Source organism: Streptomyces sp. NPDC031426 (assembly GCF_055581585.1).
On the sequence record NZ_JBVIJE010000002.1, the window covers coordinates 390,707 to 416,063 of the forward strand.

Genomic DNA, 25,357 nt, shown 5'->3' on the forward strand with positions numbered 1-25,357 from the left:
CGTCGAGCGGCGTACACCGGGTGCGGGACGGGTCACCAGGGCCTCGGCGAGGGGTGAGAATGCGACTGCGTACCCTCCTCACGGCCGCGGCGGCAGCGTGTGGGGTCTTCTACCTGATCACCACGTTTCCCGGCAACGGGATCGACCTCGCCCAGGTGAACGGAGGCTGGCTGTCGCTGGCGTTCGTGGTCGCGGTCCTCAGCCATGGAGCGGCCGCGATGTGTCTGATCGGCTTCGTACCGGAGCGGCTGCCGTTCGGCAGGGTCGTGGTGGCGCAGCTCGCGGGATCGTTCGTGAAAGCGGTCACTCCGACGGCGCTTGGGGGCGTGGCACTGACAACCCGCTTTCTGCAGAAGGCGGGTGTGCCGCCCGCCCAGGCCCTGGCGAGCGTCGCCGTCTCCCAACTGGCCGGGGCCATCTGCCGCGTACTGCTCTTGCTCACCTTCGGCTCGCTGAGCGGCTTCGCCTGGCTTCGGAGTCTCGGGCAGTCTCCCGTGCTCCGCATCGGGCTGCCGGCCGCCGTGCTCCTGGTGCTGGGGGTGACCGCCGTCCCGCTGTCGAGGCGGTGGGTGGTGAGGCGGGCGCGTGAGTTCCTGGCGGGAGTGGGACCCCGGCTGCTGGAGCTGCTGCGGCGGCCGCTCGGACCGGCCCTCGGCTTCGCCGGATATCTGCTGGTCACCGCCGGATTCGTGGGATGCCTCGACGCGTCCTTACGGGCCTTCGGTGCCGGCGTCGGCATCGTCACGGTGACGGTGGTCTACCTGACGGCGCATGCGGTGGGCTCCGCGGTGCCCACACCGGGGGGTGTCGGGGCGATGGAGGCGGCGCTGGTCGGAGCTCTCCTGACCCTCACCCATGTGCCCGTAGCGGTGGCCACCCCGGCCGTGCTGCTCTACCGACTCCTGATGTTCTGGCTTCCGGTACTGCCCGGGTGGCTGTCTTTCGGCTACCTGCAGCGCAAAGGCGCCGTGTAGAGGCGCATCCGCAGGAAGACGTCAGCGGTGGCCTACCCGTGCCGCCTGTCGTCGCGGTACTCCTGGGCCTGCTCCCGCACGGGCGAGGGGAGCTCGCCGATCGCCAGGTCCGCGAGGGTCACGCGTTCCAGAACCTGCCGCAGGCTGACCCGCACCGCTCGCCAGACGTCCGGCAGCGAGGCGGCCGCGCCCGGGTAGCTGAGATCGCTGAGCCTGAGATCCCGGAAGCTGGCCAGTGACCCGTCGATGGCCCGGATCACATCGGCGATGGAGATCTCCTGCGGCGGTCTGGCGAGCCGATAACCCCCTTCGGGGCCACGGCTGCTGAGCACCAGCCGATGCTGCCGCAGCTCGCGCAGGATCGACAGCAGGAAGCGGAGGGGGATGTCCTGGGAGCCGGAGAGCTGTTCCGCCTTCTGCGCGGCGTCCGGAGTGCGCGCGAGCTCGGCCATGGCCCGGATCGCGTAGTCCGTCCGCGCTGAGATCCGCATGGAAAGAAGCCTCTCATGTCCGTCCGGTCATGGGTGACGCAACGTCAACTTTGTTTCAACTGAACACCGTTGCTCTCACTGGCAGCAAGGGTCCGACCATATAATCCACCGGATTGGTGGAGAATCCCTGTGGAGGTCCAGATGGTCGGCGCAAGCGGTCGTGTTCCTCTGAAGCTGGTGATAGTGGGGGCGGGAGCCGCCGGGAGCATGGTCGCCATCCAGGTTGCCGAGGAGTCCCGCAGGCGACGCGCGCCGGTGGAGCTCACCCTGGTCGATCCGGGCCCGCCGACCGGAGTGGGCAAGGCGTTCACCACGAAGGATCCCCGGCATCTGCTCAACGTGCCGGTGGGCGCCATGAGTTGTCTGCCCGACCGGCCCGATCACTTCGTTCACTGGCTGGCCCGGAACCGATGTCCCTTAGCGACCCAGCGGTCGTTCGTGCCCAGACGTCACTACGGCGACTATCTCTCGGCCACCCTGGCCGCCTGCGTCGAGCGGGCCGGCGGCCCGCTGACCTTCCGGCGCCTGCCCACCCGAGCCGTGGCCTGCTCGGTGCAGGGCGACCACACACGGGTGCGGCTGGCCGACGGTATGTGCCTCACGGCCGACAGCGTGGTGATAGCCACCGGTCCGCCGGCCGGTACGGCGCAGTGGGCACCTGCCGAACTGAGGAAGTCCGAACGGTTCGTCCCCGACCCCTGGCAGCCCGACGCACTGGCCGGCCCGCTCATGGACGGCGATGACGTGCTGCTGGTCGGCACCGGCCTGACCGCGGTGGACGTCGCACTGGCGGTCGACCGCCCGGGTCGTACCGTGCACGCCCTGTCCCGGCACGGACTGCTGCCCCGGGCCCATGCCGTGGTCCCACTGCCGCCCGTGGCCCCGGAGGAGCCTCTGGACGGACTCCCGCTGCGCCAGCTGCGGTCCGCCGTCCAGCGCCACATCCGGCGGGTGCAGCGTGCCCAGGGTGACTGGCGTCCGGCCGTCGACGGCCTGCGCCGCGTGACCTCGGGGCTGTGGAGCCGGCTGGACGAGGCGGACCGGGCCGAGTTCCTCCGGCACGACCGGCACCTGTGGGACGTCCACCGGCACCGGATGCCGCCCGAGACGGCTGAGACCGTCGCCCGGCTCAGGACCGCCGGGCGGCTGCGTCTGCGTACCGGTGAGGTCACGGCCGCCCGGGACAACGGCGATGCGCTCACGGTGACGGTGACGGGATCCCGGGAGATCCGGGTCGGCTGGGTGGTGGACTGCACCGGGCCGGACCTGCGGCCGGCCGGCTCCGGTGATCCGCTGCTGAGGTCCCTGGTGAACTCGGGACTGGCCCGTCCCGGGCCGCTGGGCATCGGCCTCGCGACGACCGCCGAGGGACGGCTGCGGGGCCGTGACGGAGTCGTCCGCTCGGTGTGGACCCTGGGCGCCCACCGACGTGGCGAACTGTGGGAGACCACGGCCGTCCCGGAGATCCGGCAGCAGGCCGCGGATCTGGCACGGGCACTGCTGCGTTCCTCGTCGCCTGCCGCACGGCCGGCCCGGCGCGCCCAGGACGAACGGCCGGCGCCACCGCCCGCCCCCCAGGGCGCCACGGTGTGGCTGACCGGGCTGCCCAGCGCGGGCAAGAGCAGCATCGCCGCAGAGCTGGGCGCCCGGCTGCGGGCCGAAGGCCGTCGGGTGGAGGTCCTGGACGGCGATGCGGTCCGTACCACCCTCTCGGCAGGCCTCGGCTTCTCCCGCGAGGACCGCGACACCCATGTGCGGCGGGTCGGCATGGTCGCCGAGGTGCTCGCGCGCAACGGCGTCATCGTGCTCGTGCCGGTCATCGCGCCCTACCGGAGCAGCCGCGAGACCATCCGGCTCCGCCATGACCTCGCCCGCGTACCGTACGTGGAGATCCACGTGGCCGCGCCCGCGGAGGTCTGCGCCGCACGCGACGTCAAGGGACTCTACGCCCGGCAGGCCGCCGGCGCGCTGTCCGGCCTCACCGGCGTGGACGACCCCTACGAACCCCCGGAATGCCCGGAGTTACGCCTGGAGACACACCGTCAGACACTCGCCGAGTCCGCGGACGTCGTCCAGGCCCTGCTCGCCGAGAGGGGACTGGTGTGAGCGCTCCCGTGTCCGGCACCGCGCCGACGGACCCGAGCGGCGGATACGCGCTGACGCACCTGGACGTGCTGGAAGCCGAGTCGGTGCACATCCTGCGTGAGGTGGCCGGGGAGTTCGAGCGTCCGGTGCTCCTCTTCTCGGGCGGCAAGGACTCCCTCGTCATGGTGCACCTGGCCGTCAAGGCCTTCTGGCCCGCGCCGGTCCCCTTCGCCCTGCTGCACGTCGACACCGGCCACAACTTTCCCGAGGTGATCGACCACCGGGACCGGGTGGCGGCCAGGCACGGGCTGCGCCTGCACATCGCCCGTGTACAGGAATACATCGACGACGGCCGGCTGCGGGAGCGCCCGGACGGCACCCGCAACCCGCTGCAGACCGTGCCGCTGCTCGACGCCATCGAGGCGCATCGTTTCGACGCCGTCCTCGGCGGTGGCCGCCGCGACGAGGAGAAGGCCCGCGCCAAGGAGCGCATCTTCTCGCTGCGCGACGAGTTCGGCGGCTGGGACCCGCGCCGCCAGCGCCCCGAGCTGTGGTCGCTCTACAACGGCCGGCACGCGCCCGGAGAGCACATGCGGGTCTTTCCGCTCTCCAACTGGACCGAGCTCGACGTCTGGCAGTACATCGAGCGGGAGAAGATCGACCTGCCGGAGATCTACTTCGCCCATGAGCGCGAGGTGTTCTCCCGCGACGGCATGTGGTTGACCGCCGGGGCGTGGGGCGGCCCCGCGGACCACGAACCCGTGCAACGACGGCTGATCCGCTACCGCACCGTCGGCGACATGTCCTGCACCGGTGCCGTCGACTCCGACGCCGCCACCACCGAGGCCGTCGTCGCCGAGATCGCCGCCAGCCGGCTGACCGAGCGCGGCGCGACCAGGGCCGACGACAAACTCTCCGAATCCGCCATGGAAGACCGCAAGCGCGAGGGGTACTTCTGACCATGACCATCGCACCCGCCGCCTCGCTGCTGCGCTTTGCCACCGCGGGCTCGGTGGACGACGGCAAGTCCACCCTCGTCGGACGGCTGCTGCACGACTCCAAGGCGGTGCTGGCCGACCAGTGGGAGGCCGTCGAGAACGCCTCCCGGAACCGGGGACACTCCACCGTGGACCTCGCGCTGCTCACCGACGGGCTGCGGGCCGAGCGTGAGCAGGGCATCACCATCGACGTCGCCCACCGCTACTTCGCCACCCCGCGCAGGCGGTTCATCCTGGCCGACACCCCAGGGCATGTGCAGTACACCCGCAACATGGTCACCGGCGCCTCCACCGCCGAACTGGCCGTGGTATTGGTGGACGCGCGCAACGGAGTGGTCGAGCAGACCCGGCGCCATGCCGCGGTGGCCGCCCTGCTGCGGGTGCCGCACCTGGTGCTGGCCGTCAACAAGATGGACCTGGTCGACTACGCCGAGCCGGTCTTCGCCGCCACGGTCGAGGAGTTCAGCGCCTACGCCGCCTCGCTCGGCATCGCCGACCTCACCGCCGTTCCCGTCTCGGCACTGGCCGGGGACAACGTGGTGGAGCCCTCGGCACACATGGACTGGTACAGCGGGCCGACCCTGCTGGACCACCTGGAGACCGTCCCGGTGGGCGGTGACCCGGGCCGGGAGCCGGTGCGTTTCCCGGTGCAGTACGTGATCCGGCCACAGGGACCCGAACACCCCGACTACCGCGGCTACGGCGGACAGCTGGCATCCGGCGTGCTGCGCACGGGCGACACCGTCACCGTTCTGCCGTCGGGCCGGACCGCCACCGTGGCGGGCATCGACGCGCTCGGCCGGGCCACGGACATCGCCTGGGCGCCGCAGTCCGTCACCGTCCGGCTCGCCGAGGAGCTCGACGTCTCGCGGGGCGACCTGCTCGCGACAGGCCCGGCTCCCACACCCGCCACGGAGGTGACGGCCACCGTCTGCCACCTCCATGAGCGTTCGCTGCGCCGGGGGGACAGGGTGCTGCTCAAGCACACCACCCGCACCGTGCGGGCGGTGGTCAAGGAGATCTCCCACCGGATCGACATCGACACCCTCGAACGGCGCGGCGCCCCCGAGGGGCTGGGCGTCAACGACATCGGCCATGTGGTGCTGCGCACCGCGGAGCCACTGGTCCTGGACGACTACGGCGACAACCGGCGCACCGGATCGTTCCTGCTGGTCGACCCGGCCGACGGGGCCACCCTCACCGCAGGCATGGCGGAGGTGGCGTAGGGTCGGCGGCGCGAGGCCGTCCGCCGGCCCTCCCGGTGGGCGGAGCGTGCCCAGGGTTCACAGGTCCAGGGCACGGGTGCCCGGGGGCGAAGCTCGCCTCGAACCGGGCGGGGTCGACCGCAACCGCATTCTCAGTTCCGGGAAGCCCCATCGGCGCCGGCGCCGGCGGTGGCGAGGAACTGGGTGGCCGCGAGCTCGGCATAGAGCGGGTCAGCGGCGACGAGTTCCTCGTGGGTGCCGATCGCGCGCACTCGGCCGGCGTCCATGACCACGATCCGGTCAGCCATGGCCACGGTGGACAGCCGGTGTGCGACCACGAGAACCGTGGTCGTACGGGCAACGTCCGCGACGGTGTCACGCAGCGCGGCCTCGTTGACCGCATCGAGCTGCGACGTCGCCTCGTCGAGCAGGAGCAGCCGCGGTCGGCGCAGCAGGGCGCGCGCGATCGCCACCCGCTGGCGTTCGCCGCCGGAGAGCTTCGTGCCGCGGTGGCCGACGAGGGTGTCCAGACCCACCGGAAGGCGGTCGACGAGGCGATCGAGGCGGGTGATGCGCAGGACGTGGCGCAGCTCCGACTCGGTGGCGTCCGGATTGCCGAGCAGGAGATTGTCGCGCACCGAGCCGGACAGTACGGGAGCGTCCTGCTCCACGTAGCCGATGGTGGCGCGCAGCTCGGGGACAGCCCAGGTCGCCAGGTCACGGCCGACGAGGGTGATCCGGCCGGCGCTCGGCTCGTAGAACCGCTCGATGAGGGAGAAGACGGTGGTCTTGCCGGCACCGGACGGCCCGACGAAGGCGGTCAGGCCCTGCGCCGGTATTGCGAAGCTCACGCCGTGGTGGATCTCCGGCTGATCGCCGGCGTACCGGAAGCGCACGTCCTCGAAGGCGAGCGCGACCGGTTCGGCGGCGTCGGCAGGCAGCGGCACGGGCTCGGCGGGCGGCTCCGCGGGCAGCGCGAGGGCCTCCTGGATACGGGCGATCGCCCCAGCCCCGATCTGGTACTGGGTAACCGCCCCGACCACCTGCTGCACCGGCGCCACCAGATAGAAGACGTACATCAGGAAGGCGATCAGCGAGGCAACGTCGATCGCGCCGGTGGCGACCCGCGCGCCGCCCACCGCCAGCACGGTGAGGAACGCGATCTGGGTGGCCAGCCCGGCCGTGTTCCCGACCACCGCCGACCACTTGGCGACTTGGACGCTCTGCCGCCACGAGTCCTGCGCCGCCGCGTGCACCGCCGCCTCCTCGCGGTATTCCGCACCGGAGGCCTTCACCGTGCGCAGCGCGCCGAGAACGCGCTCCAGGGTCGACCCGATCAGACCCACCGCGTCCTGCGCCTTGTGGCTGGCCCGGTTCACACGCGGGATGATCACACTGATCAGAAGGGCAGCGCCGCCCTTCACGACAATGGTGACGCCGAGCAGCACCGGGTCGATGACACCCATCATCACCAGCGTGGCGATCAGCGTGAGGCCGCCTGTGACCAGTCCCACCAGGCCGTCGGTGGTCACCTCGCGTAGGAGCGTGGTGTCAGAGGTCACCCGGGACATCAAGTCGCCCGGCTCGCTGCTGTCCACCACCGCGATACGCAGCCGCAGCAGATGCGAGGTGAGCTGCAGGCGGGCACCGAGAACCACCGACTCGGCGGCGCGCCGCAGCACGTACGTGCCCAGCGCACCGATCGCCGCATTGGCACAGACCAACAGGCACATGCCGACCACTTCGGCGGTCAGCGAACGGTCGTGGGCGAGGTCGCTGATGAGCGACCGCGCCACCAGCGGCAGCGCCAGCCCGGAGGCGCCGGCGGCGAGCGTCAGGACCGTACCCCCGAGCAGTTGCCAGCGGTGTCGGCGGGCATAGCCGAGCAACACCCGCCACGCCGGCGATCCGGGGGTGACAGGTCCCCCGCCACCGGCCTGCTCGGATGCTGCGACGTCGTCCGGTAGGTCCACGATGGTCTCCCTCATCGGTGCAGGCATGCTCGTCGTAGGGGAACCGCCGGAACGAGCCTCGCCCGGGCCGTCACGACAGCAGCACCTCGCCCGTCGTCTCCCTGCCGGGCCCGCTGCTGATGGGGCGGAAACCCAGCCGCTGGTAGAAGCCCTCGGGGCCAGATCCGCCCGGCGTCCACTGCACCAGCACGCGTCGCATCCCCCGGGCGCGCGCCTCGGCGCAGAACGCCCCGACCGCGGCACTCCCGTAGCCGCGGCCCTGGTACCCCGCACCGATTGCCAGACGCCAGATGCCGCAGGTCCGCGGGTCCGCCTGGGTCGGCCCCGGGAACGCCCCCATCAGGAATCCGACCAGTACGGAACCGTCCATGACGACGCGCGGCCAGGCCGTCTCCGGGTGAACATAGGCATCTGCCAGGGACCTGGCCACCGAAGCGACGTACTTCTCCTGCCCGGGCAGCACCTCGAGTCCGCAGGCATCGTCCACGTTCTCGGGGCCGATCTGCTCCAACCGCACTCCGGTGCTCACCGAGCGTCCGCTCCCGTCGACATCCCGAGGGCGCGCATGCCCGGAGCGCAGCTTTCCTGGAGGGCCGCCAGTTCCTCAGGGGGCAGGGCGAGTGAGGCGTGCCGCCGCGTGGGATCCAACTCGGCCTTGCCGGCATCGAGCCACTCGGGCAGGGGCACCACGCCCAGGAAGCCGGCGAGGCGGGTCAGTTCGGACTCCGGACGGTCGAGCAGGTCCTCGAAGGCGAATGAGGCCAGCCGTTCGGGCGGAAGGCCCGCGAGGTGGTGCAGCCCATCGAGTACGGAGTCGGACCACATCTTTCCGAACGCGGACGTGGGTACGTCAGCGTTGAGGATCGGCCGGACGTCCACCTCGCCGTCGCGGAACATGTCGGCCATCTCCTCGGAGACCCCCTCCTGCCCGCGCCCCTTGGCGATCGCGCGCTCCAGCAGTACGCGCAGCACCTGGAACACCGGGTACTGGCTCATGGACAGCGCCGTATCGGGGCCGTTCCGGTACAGATGGACGAAGCGCGCCTCGGGGAACAGCTGCCTGAGGCGGGGGACCGTCCGGAGCGAATACCCCGACCGCTCCGTCACCACCCGAGTGCCGAACCGCTGACCCAGGATGCGGAACAGCGCCCGGTAGTGATCGGCGACAGGTGCGGTCGGCAGGTTGGGCAACTCCTTGCGGAGCTGCGACAGCAGGTCCTGCGGATCGTCCGTCAAGTGCGGCAGGACCGTGACGGACAGGGCGCCGAGGACCGGCATCTCGTTGTCCGGGCCGGTGCCGGGCGGCTGTTGCCCGGTCTCCACCACGGTGGGCCAGAACCCGTGGCGCATCACCGATGTGGTGAAGGCGCGCGGTTCCTCCAGGAAGCGGAGGAACTGCTCGCCGGTCAACAGGCCGTCGGGGAACGGGTCGGGCTCCATCGACGCGACGAACTCGCTCAGGCTGAGGATGTGCGGATGTAGCCGCAGGACGTTCGAGAGGGCGGTCGAACCACATCGGCCGGTCCCGACAACGAAGATCAACGGCTGGTCCGCCGACTGCTGGTCCGTCACTGAAGCCTCCCTGAGCTGGTCGTGGGCGTGCGGTGGAGCTGGACGAGGGCTGCGGCGTCGCAGGCGGCGCGGACCAATGCGGCCTTGTGCTCCTGCAGGTAGAAGTGGTCGCCCGGGTAGACTTGGTGGGTGAAAGCGCCGACCGTGGCCGAACGCCAGGCAAGGATGTCGTCCACGGTCACCGAGGGATCCCGGTCGCCGACACACGCCAGGATGGGGGCGCTGATGGGGCGGTCCGGGTCCGGCGAGTAGGCGTCGCTCAGCCGGCAGTCCGCACGAAGGGCCGGCAGGACGATCTCCAGTAGTTGCCGGTTGCCGAGGATCTGCGGACTGAGCCCGCCGAGCCTTGCGAGCCGGTCGAGGAAGTCTGCGTCGTTCAGGTCGCTCAGCGCCTCTTCGTTGGCACGTCCCGGCCCGCGGCGGGCCGAGAGGATGACCAGGGCGGGGGAATCGGGCAGTCGCAGGGCGCACTCGTAGGCGATGGCAGCGCCCAGGCTGTGACCGAACAACACGGTGGGCAGGCGAGGAGCTTGGTCGAACGTCGGCAGCACGTCGTCGACCAGCTCCGACACGCTCGTCGGACACGCCTCCGCCAGTCGATTGTGGCGCCCCGGATACTGCACGGCCCACAGTTCGACATCGAGGGGAACCGTGTCCTTCCAGGGCTGGAAGGACGAGGCGGTTCCCCCCGCGTGCGGGAAGCAGACGAGGCGGACGAGCGGCTGCTCCGGCTCGGTGAGTCGGTGGATGGAATTCATTGTTCCGTGCCGGATTCCCCTCGGCTTGATGTCGGATTGCTGACGCGCTCCAGCCAGCCCTGCTGGTAGACGGTATTGGTGTAGGCGATGCCGCGGTCCGCGCAGAGGAAGAGCACGGACAGGCGCGGCCCCCGGTACGACGCGAAGTACCGCTCGATCGCGGCGTACACGCTGCCGGTGGAGCCACCGCAGAAGAGCCCGAATCGCGTCAGGAGGCGGCGGCAGGCCACCACCGATTCGTGTTCCTCGACGATGACAACATCGTCGATCTCCGCCTGATCGAGCAGCGGCGGCCGGATGCTGGAGCCGATGCCGGGGATGTAACGCGTTCGGGCCTGCTGCCCGAAGATGGCCGATCCTGCGGAATCGACGGCGATGACTTTGGTCTGCGGCAGGTACTCGTGGATACGGCGGGAAACTCCCGCGATCGTCGCGGCGGTCCCCACGCCGACGAATATGTAGTCAAGACGGTCGAAGGTGCGGCAGATCTCGGCCCCGGTGAGGAGATAGTGCGCGTCCGCCGCGTCGGGATTGCTGTACTGGTTTGGCCAGAAGGTGTTCTCCAGCGTCTCGGTGAGCGTCTTGACACGGTCCAGCCTGGTGCGCAGATACCCGCCCGTCCCGTCCCTTTCGGCAACTTTTTCCACGCGGTCGCAAGTCGCCCGTAACAGCATCTCGGTCGGCGCGTTGACGTTCTGGTCGATGACCGGGACGAAGGGAATGCCGAGTAGCCGGCACAAGGCTGCCAGCGAGATCGCCAGATTCCCGGACGACGACTCGACGACCGTGCTGTCCGCGGTCAGCTCGCCGCGTTGGACAGCCCGTTGCAGCATGACGTAGGCGGACCGGTCCTTGACACTTCCGTTGAGATTGCAGTACTCCGTCTTCGCGAACAGGTCGAGCCGTTCGTGGTCGAGCGGAATAACGGGGGTATCGATGAATCCGGACCTGATTCGTTCCAGTTGGTCGGCGAGGGCGGATTCACCCATAGCGCACACCAATCCTCTCTGCTCGTTCGCTGCGGGGGCCGTGAGAAGGGCCCGCGCGGCCCCTGGGCCACCGTGCCCGGCCGCTGGCCGGGCACGGTGGGCGACGTCAGCTGCTCACGAGCTCGGACTCGGCGACGGGCACCAGGCGGCCGGTTCCCGTGAGGGACGCCAGATCGATGTCCGCGACGCACCGGACGGGATCGTCATTGAGGATCAGCGTGCCCTCCAGGTGCACCGATCCGGTGCCGGCGTCGAAGTCGGCCGCACTGCTGTCGGTGGCCGTCCGGTCCAGGCGCACTCCCAGGTCGGTGCCGCCAGTGGTCTCCGTGAACTTCACGAAGACGAAGCCGAGTTCCTCGACCCTGCGGCGCAGGTCTTCCAGCGAAGCCTGCGGTCCGCCCGCGGCGACCGGGTGGGACCCTTTCGACAGGCGTTGGGTCAGCTCATCCATGCTGTGGCTCCTCACTCGCCCGGCCCTCGGCCGGAGCGGACTCGTCGTCGGCACCCGGCCGCAGGTAGGTCAGGTCGTCGGGAATGGCGAACCCGAGGTCGACGGCGCAGAACTCCCGCCACTCCGCCGTGGTCTGATCGAAGAGCAGCCCCTCCTCGCGGATGGGGTCTGCCAGCACGACGAGATCGTCCGCCAGGTAGACGATGTCCTCGTCGGCGTACTCGCGCTCCTCGGCCGCCGCGGACTTCGACCAGCCGGGGAACCGCCTCAGGTCCCCGAGGACGTATGCCTTGCTGTAGCTCCTCATGACGCCTCCTGCTCCATCTGCCGGCGCAGGCTCAGCGGTCGCATGTCGGTCCACACCTTGTCGATGTGGCTGAGGCACTCCTCCTTGCTTCCCGACATGCCCTCGTCCCGCCAGCCGTTGGGATTCTCCCTGTCAATCGGCCAAATGGAATATTGTTCCTCGTGGTTGAGTACGACCTTGTAGACAATGCCGTCCTCGATGTCGTCATGCGCCATGAAGATCACCCCTTCTTTCTGTCCAGCTGGCGGTAATGCTGTCGCGGATGTCCCAGAGGAATGGGAAGAACTTGATGTCGATCCGCTTCTGCAGGTATGCGGAAGAGCCCCCGCCCGTACCGGTTGAGCCGGCACCGATGGTCTTGGCCACCAACAGCAGGTGCTCCTGGCGCCACATGACCCAGTGTCGGTCGTACTCCAGGAGGGCCTCACCGATCAGAAAAAGCGGGCCGTGCAGTTCAGGATCCGAATAGACCTCGGACCAACCGCCCACTTCTGCGGCGCCTGCGGCTCGGCTGGCGGTTTCGGCGAGGCTCGGCTTCGACAGGATGTCGTGGAGAGGCTCGGGCAGGCGCCCGTGCTGATCGCGGCTCAGCCGGGCAATGTACGAGGGATCCCGGAGGCCGCTCAGCAGCTCCAGGGCCCGGAACTGCACCGACTGGAAACCGCTGGCAGAGCCGAGGAACTGGCGGAACTCCTGAAACGCCCGTGGATCGAGGGAGCAAAGGGTGCCCATCTGTGCAGTCTGCGTCTGCAGGATGAGGTTGACTCGGCTCAATTTGGCCAGTGCCTGCGTCCAGATCTGTTTCTCCAAAAACTCCTGAACCCGGGACAGTTCGTGCAGCATGACCTTGAACCAGAGCTCCATCGCCTGGTGGGTGACGATGAAGTGAAGTTCATCCGGATGCTCCGGGCTGCTCCGTGGGGTCTGTAGCCCCAGGAGCTCATCGATATGCAGATAGCTTGAGTACGTCGGTGAGTCGCAGGTGTTGGCCGGATATGCCGCCACCTCCGCCTTGGTCTCGTACAGTTCGGGCCCAGAGTTCCTGTCGGTCATCGCTCTCGCTTTCCGCTGCTTCCCAGGTCCGCGACGTACTTGCTGATGTGGGCTGCCACGGTCGTGAGGTTCGGGGGGTCGAGCATGGTCATATGGGTGCCCGGCACGTCCTGGATGATCAGGCTCTCCCCGATGAGGTCACTCCAGTTGTCGCGTGGGTCAGGACCCGCGTCCGGGCCGAGGTCGTCGCATCGCAACAGGAGCACCGGGCCGGAGTACGGGAGCGGTCGATAGGTCAGTGCGGCGCGGGTGTGCGCGCGGACGATGTCCACGTAGCGCGTCATGGACTTGAGGTCCATGTGCTCGCTCTCCAGTCCTGCCTCGGCAGCGAGGTCGAGGAGATGGAGCATGCGTGCATCGGGGGTCAGCGAACGCAGGTGCTCCTCGTTCACCGGCAGCGCTCCGCCGAATTGATGGACGAGGAAGGCGGCGTCGTCCATGGCCTCGAACTCGGCGAATGTGGGCGAGTCGTCGCCCAGCACCGGATAGCTGTCGAGCATGATCAAGCCGGCGACCTCGCGGCCCTGCGCGGCGAGCTGCCGGGCGAGCTCGTAGGCGATGGTCCCGCCCAGCGAGTATCCCGACAGGAGGTAAGGCCCCTGCGGTTGGGTCTTGACGATGTCCCGCAGGTAGGCGGCAGCAAGTTCCTCGATCGAGTCCAGGGGGCGGACCTCGGGATCCAGACCGTGCGCCTGCACGCCGTAGACGGGTCGCTCCACCTCCAGCGTCTGCGCGAGTCCGGCGAAGCAGAAGACGGTGCCGTTCTTCGGGTGGATGCAGAAGAGAGGGGGACGGCTGCCGGTCGCCCGCAGGGACACGATGGAGGACGGCCAGTCGTGGCGCCCGGCGCCCGCGCTGTCGATGCGAGCCGCCATCGCGGCGGGGGTGGGGTGCTGGTAGAGGTCGGCGAGGGGGAGCCGGCCTCCGAACGCCTCCTTGATCCGGTCTGCGAGCCGGAGCGCTAGGAGGGAGTGTCCGCCGAGGGTGAAGAAGTTGTCGTGGATGCCGATGTGGGGGTGGTTGAGGGTGTTTTGCCAGAGGTGGGTGAGGGTGGCTTGGGTGGGGGTTTGGGGGGGTGTGGGGGTGTGGGTGTGGGTGTGGGTGGTGTCGGGTTGGGGGAGGGCTTTGCGGTCGATTTTGCCGTGGGGGGTGAGGGGGAGGGTTTTGAGGATGGTGTAGGTGGCGGGGGTCATGTAGTGGGGGAGGGTCTGGGTGAGGTGGGTGGTGAGTTCTTCGGGTGTGGGCTGGGGGTGGTGGGGGCGCAGGGTGAGGTAGGCGATGAGGCGTTGGTCGGTGGGTGTGGGTTGGTGGAGTTGGATGTGGGCTTGGTCGATGGCGGGGTGGGTGCGCAGGGTGTGTTCGATTTCTCCGGGTTCGATGCGGTAGCCGCGGAGTTTGATCTGGTGGTCGGTGCGGCCGAGGAAGGTGAGGGTGCCGTCGGGGTGTTGGCGGGCGAGGTCGCCGGTGGCGTAGAGGCGGGCGCCGGGGGTGGGTGAGTAGGGGTCGGGGATGAAGTGGCGGGCGGTCAGGGCGGGGCGGTGCAGGTAGCCGCGGCCGACGGGGGTGCCGCCGATGTGGAGGTGTCCGGGGGTGCCGAGGGGGACGGGGTGTCCGGTGGTGTCCAGGAGGTAGAGGCGGGTGTTGGGCAGGGCGGTGCCGATGGGGGTGTGGGTGGTGTCGGGGTGGGGCGGGGTGGTGAGGGTGTGGTGGGTGACGTCGTCGGAGCACTCGGTGGGGCCGTAGGCGTTGAGTGCGGGGATGTGGGGGTAGCGGGTGAGCCAGGCGGCGGCGAGGTCGGGTGGGAGGGCTTCGCCGGTGAGGATGAGGTGGCGCAGGGCTGTCAGGGGTGGCGGGGGTGTGGTGCGGGTGTCGAGGTGGGTCAGGAGTGCGGACAGCAGGGAGGGCACGATCTGCAGGACGGTGAGGTGGTGGGTGTCGGTGGTGGTGATGAGCTGGTGGGGGTCGTGGGCGGTGGTGTCGGGCAGGAGGTGGGTGGTGGCTCCGGTGATCAGGGGGGCCAGGAGTTGCCAGACGTGGATGTCGAAGGTGGGGGAGGCGGTGGCGGCGAGGTTGTCGCCGGGAGCGAGGTCGAGGTCGCGGATCTTGGCATACAGGTGGTTGATCATGCCGCGGTGTTCGACCTGGGCGGCCTTGGGAGTCCCGGTCGAGCCGGAGGTGTAGATGAGATAGGCGAGATGACGTGACGTCAGGCCACGGCCGACAGGATCCGTGCTGTTCCCACCAGCCCAGGCCGGCCGGTCCAGGGTGAGGACGGGCAGTCCGGCCGGACCCGGCCGGCTGTTCCATGCGTTGAGGTGGGTGGTGTGGGTGAGTAGGGCGAGGGGGGTGGCGTCGGTGAGTTGGCCGGTGAGGCGTTCGGTGGTGTGGTGGGGGTTGAGGGGGAGGTAGGCGGCGCCGGTCTTGAAGGTGGCGAGGATGGCGGTGACGAGGTCGGTGGTGCGTTCCAGGGCGAGGGCGATGCGGTCCTCGGGGCGGGGGTCGAGGGTGTCGATGAGGTGGTGGGCGAGCTGGTTGGCGCGGGTGTTGAGCTGGCGGTAGGTCAGTTGGAGGTCACCCTCGCGGACCGCGATCGCGTCCGGGGTGCGGGCGGCCTGCTCCTCGAACAGTTCCGGCAGGGTCTGCTCCAGCGGCAGCGCCACCGCCGTGTCGTTGAATCGGGTGGTGAGGTCGTGTTGTTCGGTGTCGGTGAGCAGGGGGAGGTCGTGCAGGCGGGTGTCGGGGTGGGTGGTGGCGTGGCGGGTGAGGGTTTCCAGGCGGGTCAGGAGGTGTTCGATGGTGTCGGGGGTGAACAGGTCGGTGTTGTATTCGAGGCTGAGGACGAGGCCGTCGTTTTCCTCGTAGGCGGTGAGGGTCAGGTCGAATTTGGCGGTGGTCTGGGGTGTGTCGTCGAAGGGGGTGAGGGTGAGGCCCGGCCAGGCTTGGGGGTCGGCGGAGTGGGGGGTGTTCTGCAGGACGAGGAGGGTTTGTATGAGGGGGTTGTGGCTGAGGGAGCGGTCGGGTTCGAGGGCTTCGACGAGTTTTTCGAAGGGGAGGTCCTGGTGGGCGTAGCTGCGGAGGGTGGATTCGCGGACGCGGTCCAGGAGTTGGCGGAAGGTGGGGTTGCCGTGTAGTTCGGTGCGCAGGGTGAGGGTGTTGGCGAAGAAGCCGATGAGGTTTTCCAGCTCGGGGCGGGTGCGGCTGGCGGTGGGGGTGCCGATGAGGATGTCGTCCTGGCCGCTCCAGCGGTAGAGGAGGGTGGTGTAGGCGGCCAGCAGGGTCATGAAGAAGGTGGCGCCTGCTTCGTGGCCGAGTTGGCGCAGGTCCTCGGCGAGTTCGGCGGGCCAGCGGGTGATGTGGTGGGCGCCGCGGTAGGTCTGGACGGCGGGGCGGGGGTGGTCGGTGGGCAGTTCCAGCACGGTGGGGGCGCCGGCCAGTTCGGTGCGCCAGTGCTGGAGTTCGGTCTCGAGGGTGTCGCCGGAGAGCAGGGTGCGCTGCCAGACGGCGAAGTCGGGGTATTGCAGGGGCAGCTCGGGAAGGTTCGGGCGGGTGTTGCCGGCGTGGGCGCGGTAGAGCTCGCCCAGTTCCCGCAGCAGGATGTCGTTGGACCAGCCGTCGCTGGCGATGTGGTGCACGGTCAGCAGCAGCACGTGCTGGTCGGGGGCGGTGCGCAGCAGGCTCATGCGCAGCAGCGGGCCCCGGGCCAGGTCGAAGGGGCGCTGGGCTTCGGCGGCGGCCAGGCGGCGGGCGGTGGCGTGGCGGGCGTCGGCGGGCAGTGCGCTCAGGTCGATGACCGGCAAGGCGGTGCGGGCGACGGCGGTGATGTGCTGGTGGGGTTCGCCGCGGTGGCTGGTGATGGTGGTGCGCAGCGTTTCGTGGCGCTGGGTCAGCGCGTGCAGGCCGCGGTGCAGGGCGGCGACGTCGAGGGGGCCGCTCAGGCGGGCGGCCATGGGCAGGTTGTAGACGCTGCCGCCGGGTTCGAGCTGGTCCAGGAACCACAGGCGCTGCTGGGCGAAGGACAGCGGGAGTTCGCTGTCGCGTCCCACCGGCCGCAGCGGCGGCGTAGGGGCCGGGGTGTCGCTGTCGGCCCTGGCCTGCTCGACGCGGGCGGCGAAGCCGGCCACGGTGGGTGCCTCGAAGAGGGCGCGCAGGGGCAGCTCGACGCCCAGTTCCTCGGGAAGGCGGGCGATGACCTGCATCGCTAGGAGGGAGTGTCCGCCGAGGGTGAAGAAGTTGTCGTGGATGCCGATGTGGGGGTGGTTGAGGGTGTTTTGCCAGAGGTGGGTGAGGGTGGCTTGGGTGGGGGTTTGGGGGGGTGTGGGGGTGTGGGTGTGGGTGTGGGTGGTGTCGGGTTGGGGGAGGGCTTTGCGGTCGATTTTGCCGTGGGGGGTGAGGGGGAGGGTTTTGAGGATGGTGTAGGTGGCGGGGGTCATGTAGTGGGGGAGGGTCTGGGTGAGGTGGGTGGTGAGTTCTTCGGGTGTGGGCTGGGGGTGGTGGGGGCGCAGGGTGAGGTAGGCGATGAGGCGTTGGTCGGTGGGTGTGGGTTGGTGGAGTTGGATGTGGGCTTGGTCGATGGCGGGGTGGGTGCGCAGGGTGTGTTCGATTTCTCCGGGTTCGATGCGGTAGCCGCGGAGTTTGATCTGGTGGTCGGTGCGGCCGAGGAAGGTGAGGGTGCCGTCGGGGTGTTGGCGGGCGAGGTCGCCGGTGGCGTAGAGGCGGGCGCCGGGGGTGGGTGAGTAGGGGTCGGGGATGAAGTGGCGGGCGGTCAGGGCGGGGCGGTGCAGGTAGCCGCGGCCGACGGGGGTGCCGCCGATGTGGAGGTGTCCGGGGGTGCCGAGGGGGACGGGGTGTCCGGTGGTGTCCAGGAGGTAGAGGCGGGTGTTGGGCAGGGCGGTGCCGATGGGGGTGTGGGTGGTGTCGGGGTGGGGCGGGGTGGTGAGGGTGTGGTGGGTGACGTCGTCGGAGCACTCGGTGGGGCCGTAGGCGTTGAGTGCGGGGATGTGGGGGTAGCGGGTGAGCCAGGCGGCGGCGAGGTCGGGTGGGAGGGCTTCGCCGGTGAGGATGAGGTGGCGCAGGGCTGTCAGGGGTGGCGGGGGTGTGGTGCGGGTGTCGAGGTGGGTCAGGAGTGCGGACAGCAGGGAGGGCACGATCTGCAGGACGGTGAGGTGGTGGGTGTCGGTGGTGGTGATGAGCTGGTGGGGGTCGTGGGCGGTGGTGTCGGGCAGGAGGTGGGTGGTGGCTCCGGTGATCAGGGGGGCCAGGAGTTGCCAGACGTGGATGTCGAAGGTGGGGGAGGCGGTGGCGGCGAGGTTGTCGCCGGGAGCGAGGTCGAGGTCGCGGATCTTGGCATACAGGTGGTTGATCATGCCGCGGTGTTCGACCTGGGCGGCCTTGGGAGTCCCGGTCGAGCCGGAGGTGTAGATGAGATAGGCGAGATGACGTGACGTCAGGCCACGGCCGACAGGATCCGTGCTGTTCCCACCAGCCCAGGCCGGCCGGTCCAGGGTGAGGACGGGCAGTCCGGCCGGACCCGGCCGGCTGTTCCATGCGTTGAGGTGGGTGGTGTGGGTGAGTAGGGCGAGGGGGGTGGCGTCGGTGAGTTGGCCGGTGAGGCGTTCGGTGGTGTGGTGGGGGTTGAGGGGGAGGTAGGCGGCGCCGGTCTTGAAGGTGGCGAGGATGGCGGTGACGAGGTCGGTGGTGCGTTCCAGGGCGAGGGCGATGCGGTCCTCGGGGCGGGGGTCGAGGGTGTCGATGAGGTGGTGGGCGAGCTGGTTGGCGCGGGTGTTGAGCTGGCGGTAGGTCAGTTGGAGGTCACCCTCGCGGACCGCGATCGCGTCCGGGGTGCGGGCGGCCTGCTCCTCGAACAGTTCCGGCAGGGTCTGCTCCAGCGGCAGCGCCACCGCCGTGTCGTTGAACGAGTCGAGGACCAAGGACAGCTCGGACTCAGGAAGCACCGGCAGCTCGCCGAGCGGAAGGTCGTACCTCGACGGCAGGCCCTCCAGGAAGGTGCGCAGCCGCTCGTTGAAGCGCCATGCACTCTCCTGTGAGTAGCGTCCCGCGTCGTACATGAGCTGCAGCCGCAGGCGGGCGCCTGGCGCGACGATCAAGGTGAGCGGATAGTTGGTCTGCTCCAGGCCGCGGAACTGTTCGAGGACGAGATCGTCGAGATCGGTATCGCTCTCGTCAATGCCGGCGATGCGCTCGGCGAGGTAGTTCTCGAACACCACCACGGTTTCGAAGAGCTGGGTGCCGCGCGGCACGTCGGTCCAGCCCTGGATGCTCAGCAGTGGCGTGAACTCGTACTGCCGGCCATCGGCCAGGATGTCCTGCACCTGATGCAGCCAGGCCAGCGTCGGCTTGCCCGGGGGCACCGGCACCCGGACCGGCTGGGTGTTGATGAACTGCCCGACGATCTCCTCGGAGCCCGGCAGATCCGCCGGTCGGCCGGCCACGACCGTTCCGAACACGACCTCCGTCTCGTTGGAGTGCCGCTGGAGGAACAGCGCCCAAGCCGCCTGGACCAGCGTTCCCACCGTCAGATGATGACGCTGGGCGAAGTCGCCCAGAGCCTTGGTGGCGGCGGCCGACAACTCCAGGACCTCCGTGGCCATCCCGCCGACGGTCCGCTCCGGCTCGGACGCGGCCGGGAGAGGAGTGGGCGTGTCGAAGCCCGCCATGGTGCGGCGCCAGTAGTCCTCGGCCGTGGTGAGGTCCTGCCGGTCGAGCCAGCTGATGTAGTCGCGGTACGGACGCACCGGTGGCAGCTGCGGCGCACGCCGCTCAAGCCGGGCCCGGTACGCGGCGACGACCTCCTGGAGCACCCGGGACAGCGACCAGCCGTCGAGCAGCAGATGGTGGTGGGACCACACGAGTTGCACCACGTCCGGGCCGCGGCGGATGAGGACTATGCGCATCAGCGGGGCCTGGCCCGGCTCGAATCCCCGGGTGCGGTCCTGGCGGAGGAAGTCGGCGAGTCTGTCGTCCTGTTCGACCGTCGTCAGGTCCGTCCAGTCCAGCTCCTGCCATGGCACGGCCACCTGTGCGTGTACCGCCTGCAGAGACTCGCCGTGCTCGCGCCAGTAGAAGGAGGTGCGCAGGACCGCATGCCGTGCCACCACGTCCTGCCAGGCTTGCCGGAAGGCGGCGACGTCCAGGCGTCCCTTCAGCTGGCAGGTCACCTGCTCCAGATTGACGCCGCCATCGGGATCGTAGAGCAGGTGGAAGAGCATGCCCTGCTGCAGCGGTGAGAGGGGATACAGGTCCTCGGGCTCGCCCATCGACGCGACCAGCCGGTCGATGCCGGCTTGCCGAATCCCTCTGACCAGCGGGAAGTCCACCGGGGTGAGGAGCGCCGCCGGCTCCTGGCGGACCCGGTCGAGCAGCAGGCCGATCTGGTCCGCGAACGCGTCGGCGAGACGGCCGATGGTCGCCTCGTGGTGGAGCCTGGGGCTGTACGTCCAGCGGACCTGGAGGCGCCCATCGGTGACCAGGGCGCTCACCTCCAGGGCGTGTCGGCGCGGCGCCGAGGGCTCCTGGGCGATGCCGGTGGACTCGGCCGCGGCCTGCCAGCCGCCGTCCGGGCCGAGGCCGCCGTGGAACCGTCCGAGGTAGTTGAACAGCACGCTGCGTTCGGGAAGTTCCCGGAGCCGGCCGGTGATCTCGTCAGCGTCCCGGACGTAGCGCAGCAGACCGTAGCCGAGGCCGCCGCCCGGAATGGTGCGATAGCGGTTCTTGAGTTCGCGCAGGACGTGGAGGGGTTCGCCGGAGTCGATCACGAGCGGATGGATGCTGGTGAACCAGCCGACCGTGCGGGTGGGGTCCAGCCCAGCGGCGAAGGGTTCGCGGCCATGGCCCTCGATGTCGATCGCGACCCTTTCCGCGCCCGACCACTCGGCCAGGGTCCGGCCCAGGGCGGCCAGCATGATCTCGACGGGCCGGACCCGCGCGTCCGACGCCGAACGCAGCAGCGCGGCGGTCTGCTCGCGGTCGAGCACACGAGAGACGGACAGTGCCTCACCGGCCGTGCCCGCGTCGTCGGCCGGGACGTCCCCGGCGATACGGGGCAGCGCGGTGGTTGCGCCGTCCATCATCTCCAGCCAGAACGGCAGCTCGTCCGCCACTTCCCCGGAGTTCGCCCGGGCGGCGAGGGCGCGGGCCCAGCCGTCGAACGAAGTCGGCGTGTCCGGCTGTTCCGACGGCGACTCGCCGCGCAGCAGCTGGCCGTGGATCGTGCCGAGGTCCTCCAGGAGAAGGCGCCAGGAGACGCCGTCGACCGCGAGGTGATGAAGGACCAACAGCAGTCGGTCGCCCTCTTCGCCCAGTTTGAAGTAGGCGGCCTTGAGCAGCAGGCCCGCGCCCAGATCGATGCTCGACTGGACCTCGTCCGCCGCGGCCCCGAACGCGGCGGCCCGCTCGTCGGCCGGAACGGCGCGGAGGTCCACCTCGCGGAGCAGCCCGCGGGAGGCCGGGTCCCCGCCGGTGATCTCCTGCTGCCACTCGGCACCGTTCCGGGTGAAGCGCAGCCGCATCGCGGGATGACGCAGGACGAGCAGCCGCAGCGCGGAGCGCAGGAGTTCCGGATCCGCCGCTTCGGCGGGCCTCAGGAGCAGCGACTGGTTGAAGTGGTGCGGTGCGGGGCGTTCCTTCTCGAAGAACCAGTGCTGGACGGGAGTGAGCGGGATGGGCTCGCCGTCCCTGCCCACCGAGGCAGCGGGGGCGTCGTCGGCCTGGTCGTCGGGCGTCGCGGCCACCGCGGCGAGTTCGGCGATCGTCTGGTGTGCGAAGAGATCCCGGGGTGTGAAGCGCAGGCCGAGGCGGCCCGCCTGTGCGGCGACCTGCATGCTGATGATGGAGTCGCCGCCGAGGGTGAAGAAGTTGTCGTGTCGGCCGATCGGGTCCACGTGCAGGAGCGAGGACCAGAGTTCGGCGAGCCGTGACTCCACGGGCCCCTGCGGCGGTTGGTAGGCGGTCGGCACGTACTGCCGCATCGTGCTCGGCGCCGGCAGCGCTCGGGAGTCGATCTTCCCGTTCGGCGTCAATGGCAGCTCGGGCAGCACCACGTGCGTGGCCGGCAGCATGTACGTGGGCAGCGCGGCCGAGGCCGCCTGCCTGGCCCGCTCCACCAGCTCCTCGGCGTCCGTGTGCGGGTCGGCGGCCACCAGATAGGCCACCAGGCGCCGGGCCCCCGGCTCGTCCTCACGCACCTGCACGTGAGCATCCCCGATCTCCGCCACAGCGCGCAGCGTCTGCTCGATCTCGCCGGGCTCGATGCGGTAGCCGCGCAGCTTCACCTGCTGGTCGGCGCGCCCGAGATAGTGCAGGACGCCCTCCTCGTCGGCGCGGGCCAGGTCGCCGGAGCGGTACATGCGGGCGCCGGGCTGCTCGGCGTAGGGGTCGGGTCGGTAGCGGTCGGCGGTGAGCCCGGGCCGGCCGTGGTAGCCACGGGTCACCGCCGGGCCGGCCACGCAGATCTCGCCCGTCACGCCCGGCGGGACCTGCCGGCCGCGGGCATCGAGCAGGTAGACGGCCAGGTCGGGCAGGGCGCGTCCGACGCGTCCCGACCCGCCAACGGCCAGATCCCGTTCGGCGAGACGATGGTAAGTGGTGTGCACCGTGGTCTCGGTGATCCCGTACATGTTGATCAGATCCGGGCACCGCGCTCCCCAGGACGAGGCCCAGCGCGCGAGCCGGTCCCCGGCCAGCGCCTCCCCGGCGAAGACGACGGCCCTCAGCCCGGTGGGGCGCATGCGCTCCAACTCGGCGGCGAGCGGGGTGAAGGCGGACGGCGTCTGGCTGAGGATCGTCACGGACTGCTCGCGCAGCAGCGTGGCCATCCGGCCGGGCTGCCGCCGGGTCTCGTCATCGACCAGCACCAGCCGCGCGCCGTGCGTCAGCGCGCCGAACAGTTCCCACACCGACACGTCGAAGGCCATCGAGTGGAACAGGCTCCAGACGTCGTCCGAGGTGAAGCCGAAGTGCCGGTCGGCCGCCGAGAAAAGGCGCGCGACCTGATGGTGTTCGACGAGGACACCCTTCGGCGTGCCGGTCGAGCCGGAGGTGTAGATGACGTAGGCGAGCTGCCGCGGCCGGACCCGGCGGGCGAGCGCCACCGGCTGCCCGATCCCGTCGTCAGGACCCGCGGTTTCCGGCTCGTCGAGCAGGATCGGCCGCATGCGTTGCCGGACCGGCTCCGCAAGGCTCTCCCAGAGCCGCCGGACGGTCACCACCGTACGGCAGCCGCCGTCACCGAGAATCCGCTCCACCCGATTCACCGGCAGAGCCGCGTCCAGTGGCACGTAGGCGCCGCCCGCCACCTGAACGGCGAGCGCCGCCACCACCTGCTGCGCCGACCGCTCCAGCCAGACCCCGCAGCAGTCCTCCGGGCCGGCGCCCTCCGCGCGCAGCCGGCCGGCCAGCTGCCCGGCCCACGCCAGCAGTCGCCGGTAGGTCCATTGCCGATCCCCCGACACCAGTGCCACCGCGTCGGCACGCACCCCGGCGTGTTCCGCGAATCCCGCCACCGGCATCACCGCCTCGGGCAGCGCGGTCCGATGCGCGTTCAGCTCCTGCGCCACCCGGACCTCACCGGCGGCGTCCAGCAGCCCCACGTTCCCCAGGGGCTTCTCGGCCCCATTCACCAGGCCCGTGAACACGCACTCCAGTTGTTCCAGCAGCGCTGCCGCCTCGTCCCGGGTACAGCACCCGCGGCGAAACAGCAGCCGCAGCTCAAGACGGCGCCCCGGCGCCGCCACGAGCGTCAGGGGCACATCGGTCTCGTCCGCCACCCGTACCCCGGACACCACTTGGCCCCGGTCCGACGCGGCCGCATGGCCCGCATCGCCGCCCGCCGAGCCTGAGACGGGATGGTTCTCCACGACCACCAGGCTCGCGAACAACCTGCGCCCGCGTCCCACACCACTCCATGACTGCACCTGCGCCAGCGGAGTGTGCTCGAACTCCCGTAGTGCCACGAGATGTTCCTGCACCCCCTCGAGCCATGCGCCCGCTTGGGTCCCGTCGGAGACATCGACCCGCACCGGAAGGGTGTTGATGAACAGGCCCACCATCTGCTCGACGCCCGACAGCTCCGCGGGACGGCCCGAGACGGTGGTGCCGAACACCACCTCTGACTGCCCGCTGTGCCGCGCCAGCAGCACTGCCCAGGCCGCCTGCACCGCGGTCGCCATCGTGGCGCCACGGGCCGTGCACAAGCGCTGCAGCCGAGACGTCAGACCTTCGTCCAGCTCGCGGACCACGCTCTCCGCCCCGCCGCCCGCGTCCGGCTCCCGCCGGTCGGCCTCGAACGGCAGCGGGGTGGGCGCCGTGATCGCCCCCACTTCGTGCCGCCACATCCGCTCGGCCGCCGCACCGTCCTGCTCCTGCAGCCACGCCACGAAGTCCCGGTACGGACGCACCCGCGGCAGCACCGCGGGCTTCCCCGACCGCAGGCCTTCGTACAGGGCCAGCACCTCGCGGAAGAGGGTGGCGCGGGACCAGCCGTCGAAGATGAGGTGGTGGTTGCTGCACACCACCTCGAAGGTCTCGTCGCCCAACTGGATGGCCGTCATGCGCATCAGCGGCGCCTGCGTCACGTCGAAGCCGCGCCTGCGGTCCTCGGCCAGAAACGCCTCCAGGCGCTGCTCCATCTCGTCGTCAGGGGTATCGCGCCAGTCGAGTTCGGTCCAGGGCAGGGTGACCCGTCGCCGCACTGCCTGGATCGGCTGGGGCAGGTTCTCCCAGAGAAACAGGGTGCGTAGCGCGGTGTGCCGTTCGATCGCCTGTTCCCAGGCCGAGCGGAAGGCCTCCAGGTCGAAGTCGCCCTCGACGCGGAAGGCGAGCTGCTCCACATAGACGCTTCCGCCGTCGGCGACCGCATGGAACAGCATGCCCTGCTGAAGCGGCGTCAAGGGGTAAATGTCATCAACATTCTTCAACATCGGTTCCCTGGGATCCTCGGACTCGACGGGGAATACCTGGAGCGATCGGTTGGCGCAGCGACGTGAACACGAAAAGAAATGCGGGGCGGGAAAACAGCTGAATGCCATATGGCGTCAATGCAGTGAAAAAGACCGGCCCTGCCTGCGAATGATCTCGTGCTTGTGAAACCACGAGCCCCCAATAGTCCAACCGGTGTACGGGTGGCTGGTGAAGCCTGCTTACCCCCTTAGTCCTCCGCTCCCGTGAATCGGGCTACGGCCCGATCGGTGGACTGCTGCAGCATGTGCTGGCCGGCCTCCGGGAGTCCGGCCTTGTGAGAGTAACGGCAAGGTTTGTTCGTGTCAGGGCGTCGACGGTAAACCTTTGGCCTTCCCGTGGCATAAGTGCTGGTGGCACTGACTTTACAGAGGCTACGGGTGTTCGACTGCGAAGTAGTTTCGGCCGCCATACTCGTACGAACGCGCCACCTGCTCGCTCGACCAGGCCCAACGGGGTCCAGGCGTGTCCTGCTCGTCGCGCCCGCAGACGCGTCCGTGTGCCAGTACTACCAATCTGACCAGCAGAGAT

General features: G+C 69.9%; 15 protein-coding genes and 1 pseudogene. 5 read left to right on the plus strand and 11 right to left on the minus strand.

Annotated elements, in window-relative coordinates:
• The first annotated feature begins 59 nt into the window (after window positions 1-59).
• Window positions 60-974 carry a lysylphosphatidylglycerol synthase transmembrane domain-containing protein gene (locus ACZ5NH_RS04755; RefSeq protein ID WP_468772968.1) on the plus strand — a complete coding sequence of 305 codons (915 nt, stop codon included), beginning with the start codon at window positions 60-62 and terminating at the stop codon, window positions 972-974.
• A 32-nt stretch (window positions 975-1,006) separates the two neighbouring features.
• On the opposite strand, the gene ACZ5NH_RS04760 is transcribed toward ACZ5NH_RS04755, so the two are convergent.
• On the minus strand, window positions 1,007-1,465 hold the full coding sequence (locus ACZ5NH_RS04760; RefSeq protein ID WP_388625820.1) for an RrF2 family transcriptional regulator: 459 nt from the start codon (window positions 1,463-1,465) through the stop codon (window positions 1,007-1,009).
• A 141-nt stretch (window positions 1,466-1,606) separates the two neighbouring features.
• Between ACZ5NH_RS04760 and ACZ5NH_RS04765 the strand changes: the two are divergent.
• The 4 genes and pseudogenes from ACZ5NH_RS04765 to ACZ5NH_RS04780 all read left to right on the plus strand — a co-directional run.
• A pseudogene (locus ACZ5NH_RS04765) lies at window positions 1,607-2,086 on the plus strand (FAD/NAD(P)-binding protein); the annotation flags it as partial.
• Between the two features lie 966 nt (window positions 2,087-3,052).
• The gene (gene cysC / locus ACZ5NH_RS04770) at window positions 3,053-3,571 is read left to right on the plus strand and encodes an adenylyl-sulfate kinase (protein WP_468773090.1); all 519 of its coding nucleotides are present in this window, start codon (window positions 3,053-3,055) and stop codon (window positions 3,569-3,571) included.
• Window positions 3,572-3,579: 8 nt separating this feature from the next.
• The gene (cysD, locus tag ACZ5NH_RS04775; protein ID WP_468773091.1) at window positions 3,580-4,509 is read left to right on the plus strand and encodes a sulfate adenylyltransferase subunit CysD; all 930 of its coding nucleotides are present in this window, start codon (window positions 3,580-3,582) and stop codon (window positions 4,507-4,509) included.
• Window positions 4,510-4,511: 2 nt separating this feature from the next.
• Window positions 4,512-5,774 carry a sulfate adenylyltransferase subunit 1 gene (locus ACZ5NH_RS04780; protein WP_468772969.1) on the plus strand — a complete coding sequence of 421 codons (1,263 nt, stop codon included), beginning with the start codon at window positions 4,512-4,514 and terminating at the stop codon, window positions 5,772-5,774.
• A gap of 131 nt (window positions 5,775-5,905) precedes the next feature.
• Here the strand turns inward: ACZ5NH_RS04780 and ACZ5NH_RS04785 are convergent, their stop codons facing one another.
• The 10 genes from ACZ5NH_RS04785 to ACZ5NH_RS04830 form a co-directional block, all read right to left on the minus strand.
• Window positions 5,906-7,741 (minus strand): ABC transporter ATP-binding protein, encoded by a 1,836-nt coding sequence (locus ACZ5NH_RS04785; protein WP_468772970.1) that lies wholly within the window; start codon window positions 7,739-7,741, stop codon window positions 5,906-5,908.
• A 55-nt stretch (window positions 7,742-7,796) separates the two neighbouring features.
• Window positions 7,797-8,255, minus strand: coding sequence for a GNAT family N-acetyltransferase (locus tag ACZ5NH_RS04790; RefSeq protein WP_468772971.1), 459 nt, complete (start codon window positions 8,253-8,255; stop codon window positions 7,797-7,799).
• A complete protein-coding gene (locus ACZ5NH_RS04795) occupies window positions 8,252-9,298 on the minus strand; it encodes a sulfotransferase domain-containing protein (RefSeq protein WP_468772972.1) in 1,047 nt (348 codons plus the stop codon). The genes ACZ5NH_RS04790 and ACZ5NH_RS04795 overlap by 4 nt, the downstream gene beginning before the upstream one ends.
• Window positions 9,295-10,056 (minus strand): thioesterase II family protein, encoded by a 762-nt coding sequence (locus tag ACZ5NH_RS04800; RefSeq protein WP_468772973.1) that lies wholly within the window; start codon window positions 10,054-10,056, stop codon window positions 9,295-9,297. Before ACZ5NH_RS04800 ends, ACZ5NH_RS04795 begins: the two co-directional genes overlap by 4 nt.
• A complete protein-coding gene (sbnA, locus tag ACZ5NH_RS04805) occupies window positions 10,053-11,045 on the minus strand; it encodes a 2,3-diaminopropionate biosynthesis protein SbnA (protein WP_468772974.1) in 993 nt (330 codons plus the stop codon). The genes ACZ5NH_RS04800 and sbnA overlap by 4 nt, the downstream gene beginning before the upstream one ends.
• 106 nt (window positions 11,046-11,151) lie before the next feature.
• The gene (locus ACZ5NH_RS04810; RefSeq protein WP_468772975.1) at window positions 11,152-11,496 is read right to left on the minus strand and encodes a hypothetical protein; all 345 of its coding nucleotides are present in this window, start codon (window positions 11,494-11,496) and stop codon (window positions 11,152-11,154) included.
• Window positions 11,489-11,803 carry a hypothetical protein gene (locus ACZ5NH_RS04815; RefSeq protein WP_388625835.1) on the minus strand — a complete coding sequence of 105 codons (315 nt, stop codon included), beginning with the start codon at window positions 11,801-11,803 and terminating at the stop codon, window positions 11,489-11,491. The genes ACZ5NH_RS04810 and ACZ5NH_RS04815 overlap by 8 nt, the downstream gene beginning before the upstream one ends.
• Entirely contained in the window at window positions 11,800-12,018 is a 219-nt protein-coding gene (locus tag ACZ5NH_RS04820) for an MbtH family protein (protein WP_388625836.1), read from the minus strand. Before ACZ5NH_RS04820 ends, ACZ5NH_RS04815 begins: the two co-directional genes overlap by 4 nt.
• Complete coding sequence (locus tag ACZ5NH_RS04825; RefSeq protein ID WP_468772976.1) at window positions 12,008-12,856, minus strand: tryptophan 2,3-dioxygenase family protein; 849 nt, start codon at window positions 12,854-12,856, stop codon at window positions 12,008-12,010. The genes ACZ5NH_RS04820 and ACZ5NH_RS04825 overlap by 11 nt, the downstream gene beginning before the upstream one ends.
• A complete protein-coding gene (locus tag ACZ5NH_RS04830; protein WP_468772977.1) occupies window positions 12,853-24,897 on the minus strand; it encodes an amino acid adenylation domain-containing protein in 12,045 nt (4,014 codons plus the stop codon). The genes ACZ5NH_RS04825 and ACZ5NH_RS04830 overlap by 4 nt, the downstream gene beginning before the upstream one ends.
• Window positions 24,898-25,357 lie beyond the last annotated feature (460 nt).

Coding starts and splice junctions, on each gene's coding strand:
- ACZ5NH_RS04760 (WP_388625820.1), bottom strand. CDS start 1,465: ATGCGGATCTCAGCGCGGACGGACTACGCGATCCGGGCCATGGCCGAG.
- ACZ5NH_RS04830 (WP_468772977.1), bottom strand. CDS start 24,897: ATGGCATTCAGCTGTTTTCCCGCCCCGCATTTCTTTTCGTGTTCACGT.
- ACZ5NH_RS04800 (WP_468772973.1), bottom strand. CDS start 10,056: ATGAATTCCATCCACCGACTCACCGAGCCGGAGCAGCCGCTCGTCCGC.
- ACZ5NH_RS04825 (WP_468772976.1), bottom strand. CDS start 12,856: ATGACCGACAGGAACTCTGGGCCCGAACTGTACGAGACCAAGGCGGAG.
- ACZ5NH_RS04780 (WP_468772969.1), top strand. CDS start 4,512: ATGACCATCGCACCCGCCGCCTCGCTGCTGCGCTTTGCCACCGCGGGC.
- sbnA (WP_468772974.1), bottom strand. CDS start 11,045: ATGGGTGAATCCGCCCTCGCCGACCAACTGGAACGAATCAGGTCCGGA.
- ACZ5NH_RS04755 (WP_468772968.1), top strand. CDS start 60: ATGCGACTGCGTACCCTCCTCACGGCCGCGGCGGCAGCGTGTGGGGTC.
- ACZ5NH_RS04815 (WP_388625835.1), bottom strand. CDS start 11,803: ATGAGGAGCTACAGCAAGGCATACGTCCTCGGGGACCTGAGGCGGTTC.
- ACZ5NH_RS04810 (WP_468772975.1), bottom strand. CDS start 11,496: ATGGATGAGCTGACCCAACGCCTGTCGAAAGGGTCCCACCCGGTCGCC.
- ACZ5NH_RS04785 (WP_468772970.1), bottom strand. CDS start 7,741: ATGAGGGAGACCATCGTGGACCTACCGGACGACGTCGCAGCATCCGAG.
- ACZ5NH_RS04820 (WP_388625836.1), bottom strand. CDS start 12,018: ATGGCGCATGACGACATCGAGGACGGCATTGTCTACAAGGTCGTACTC.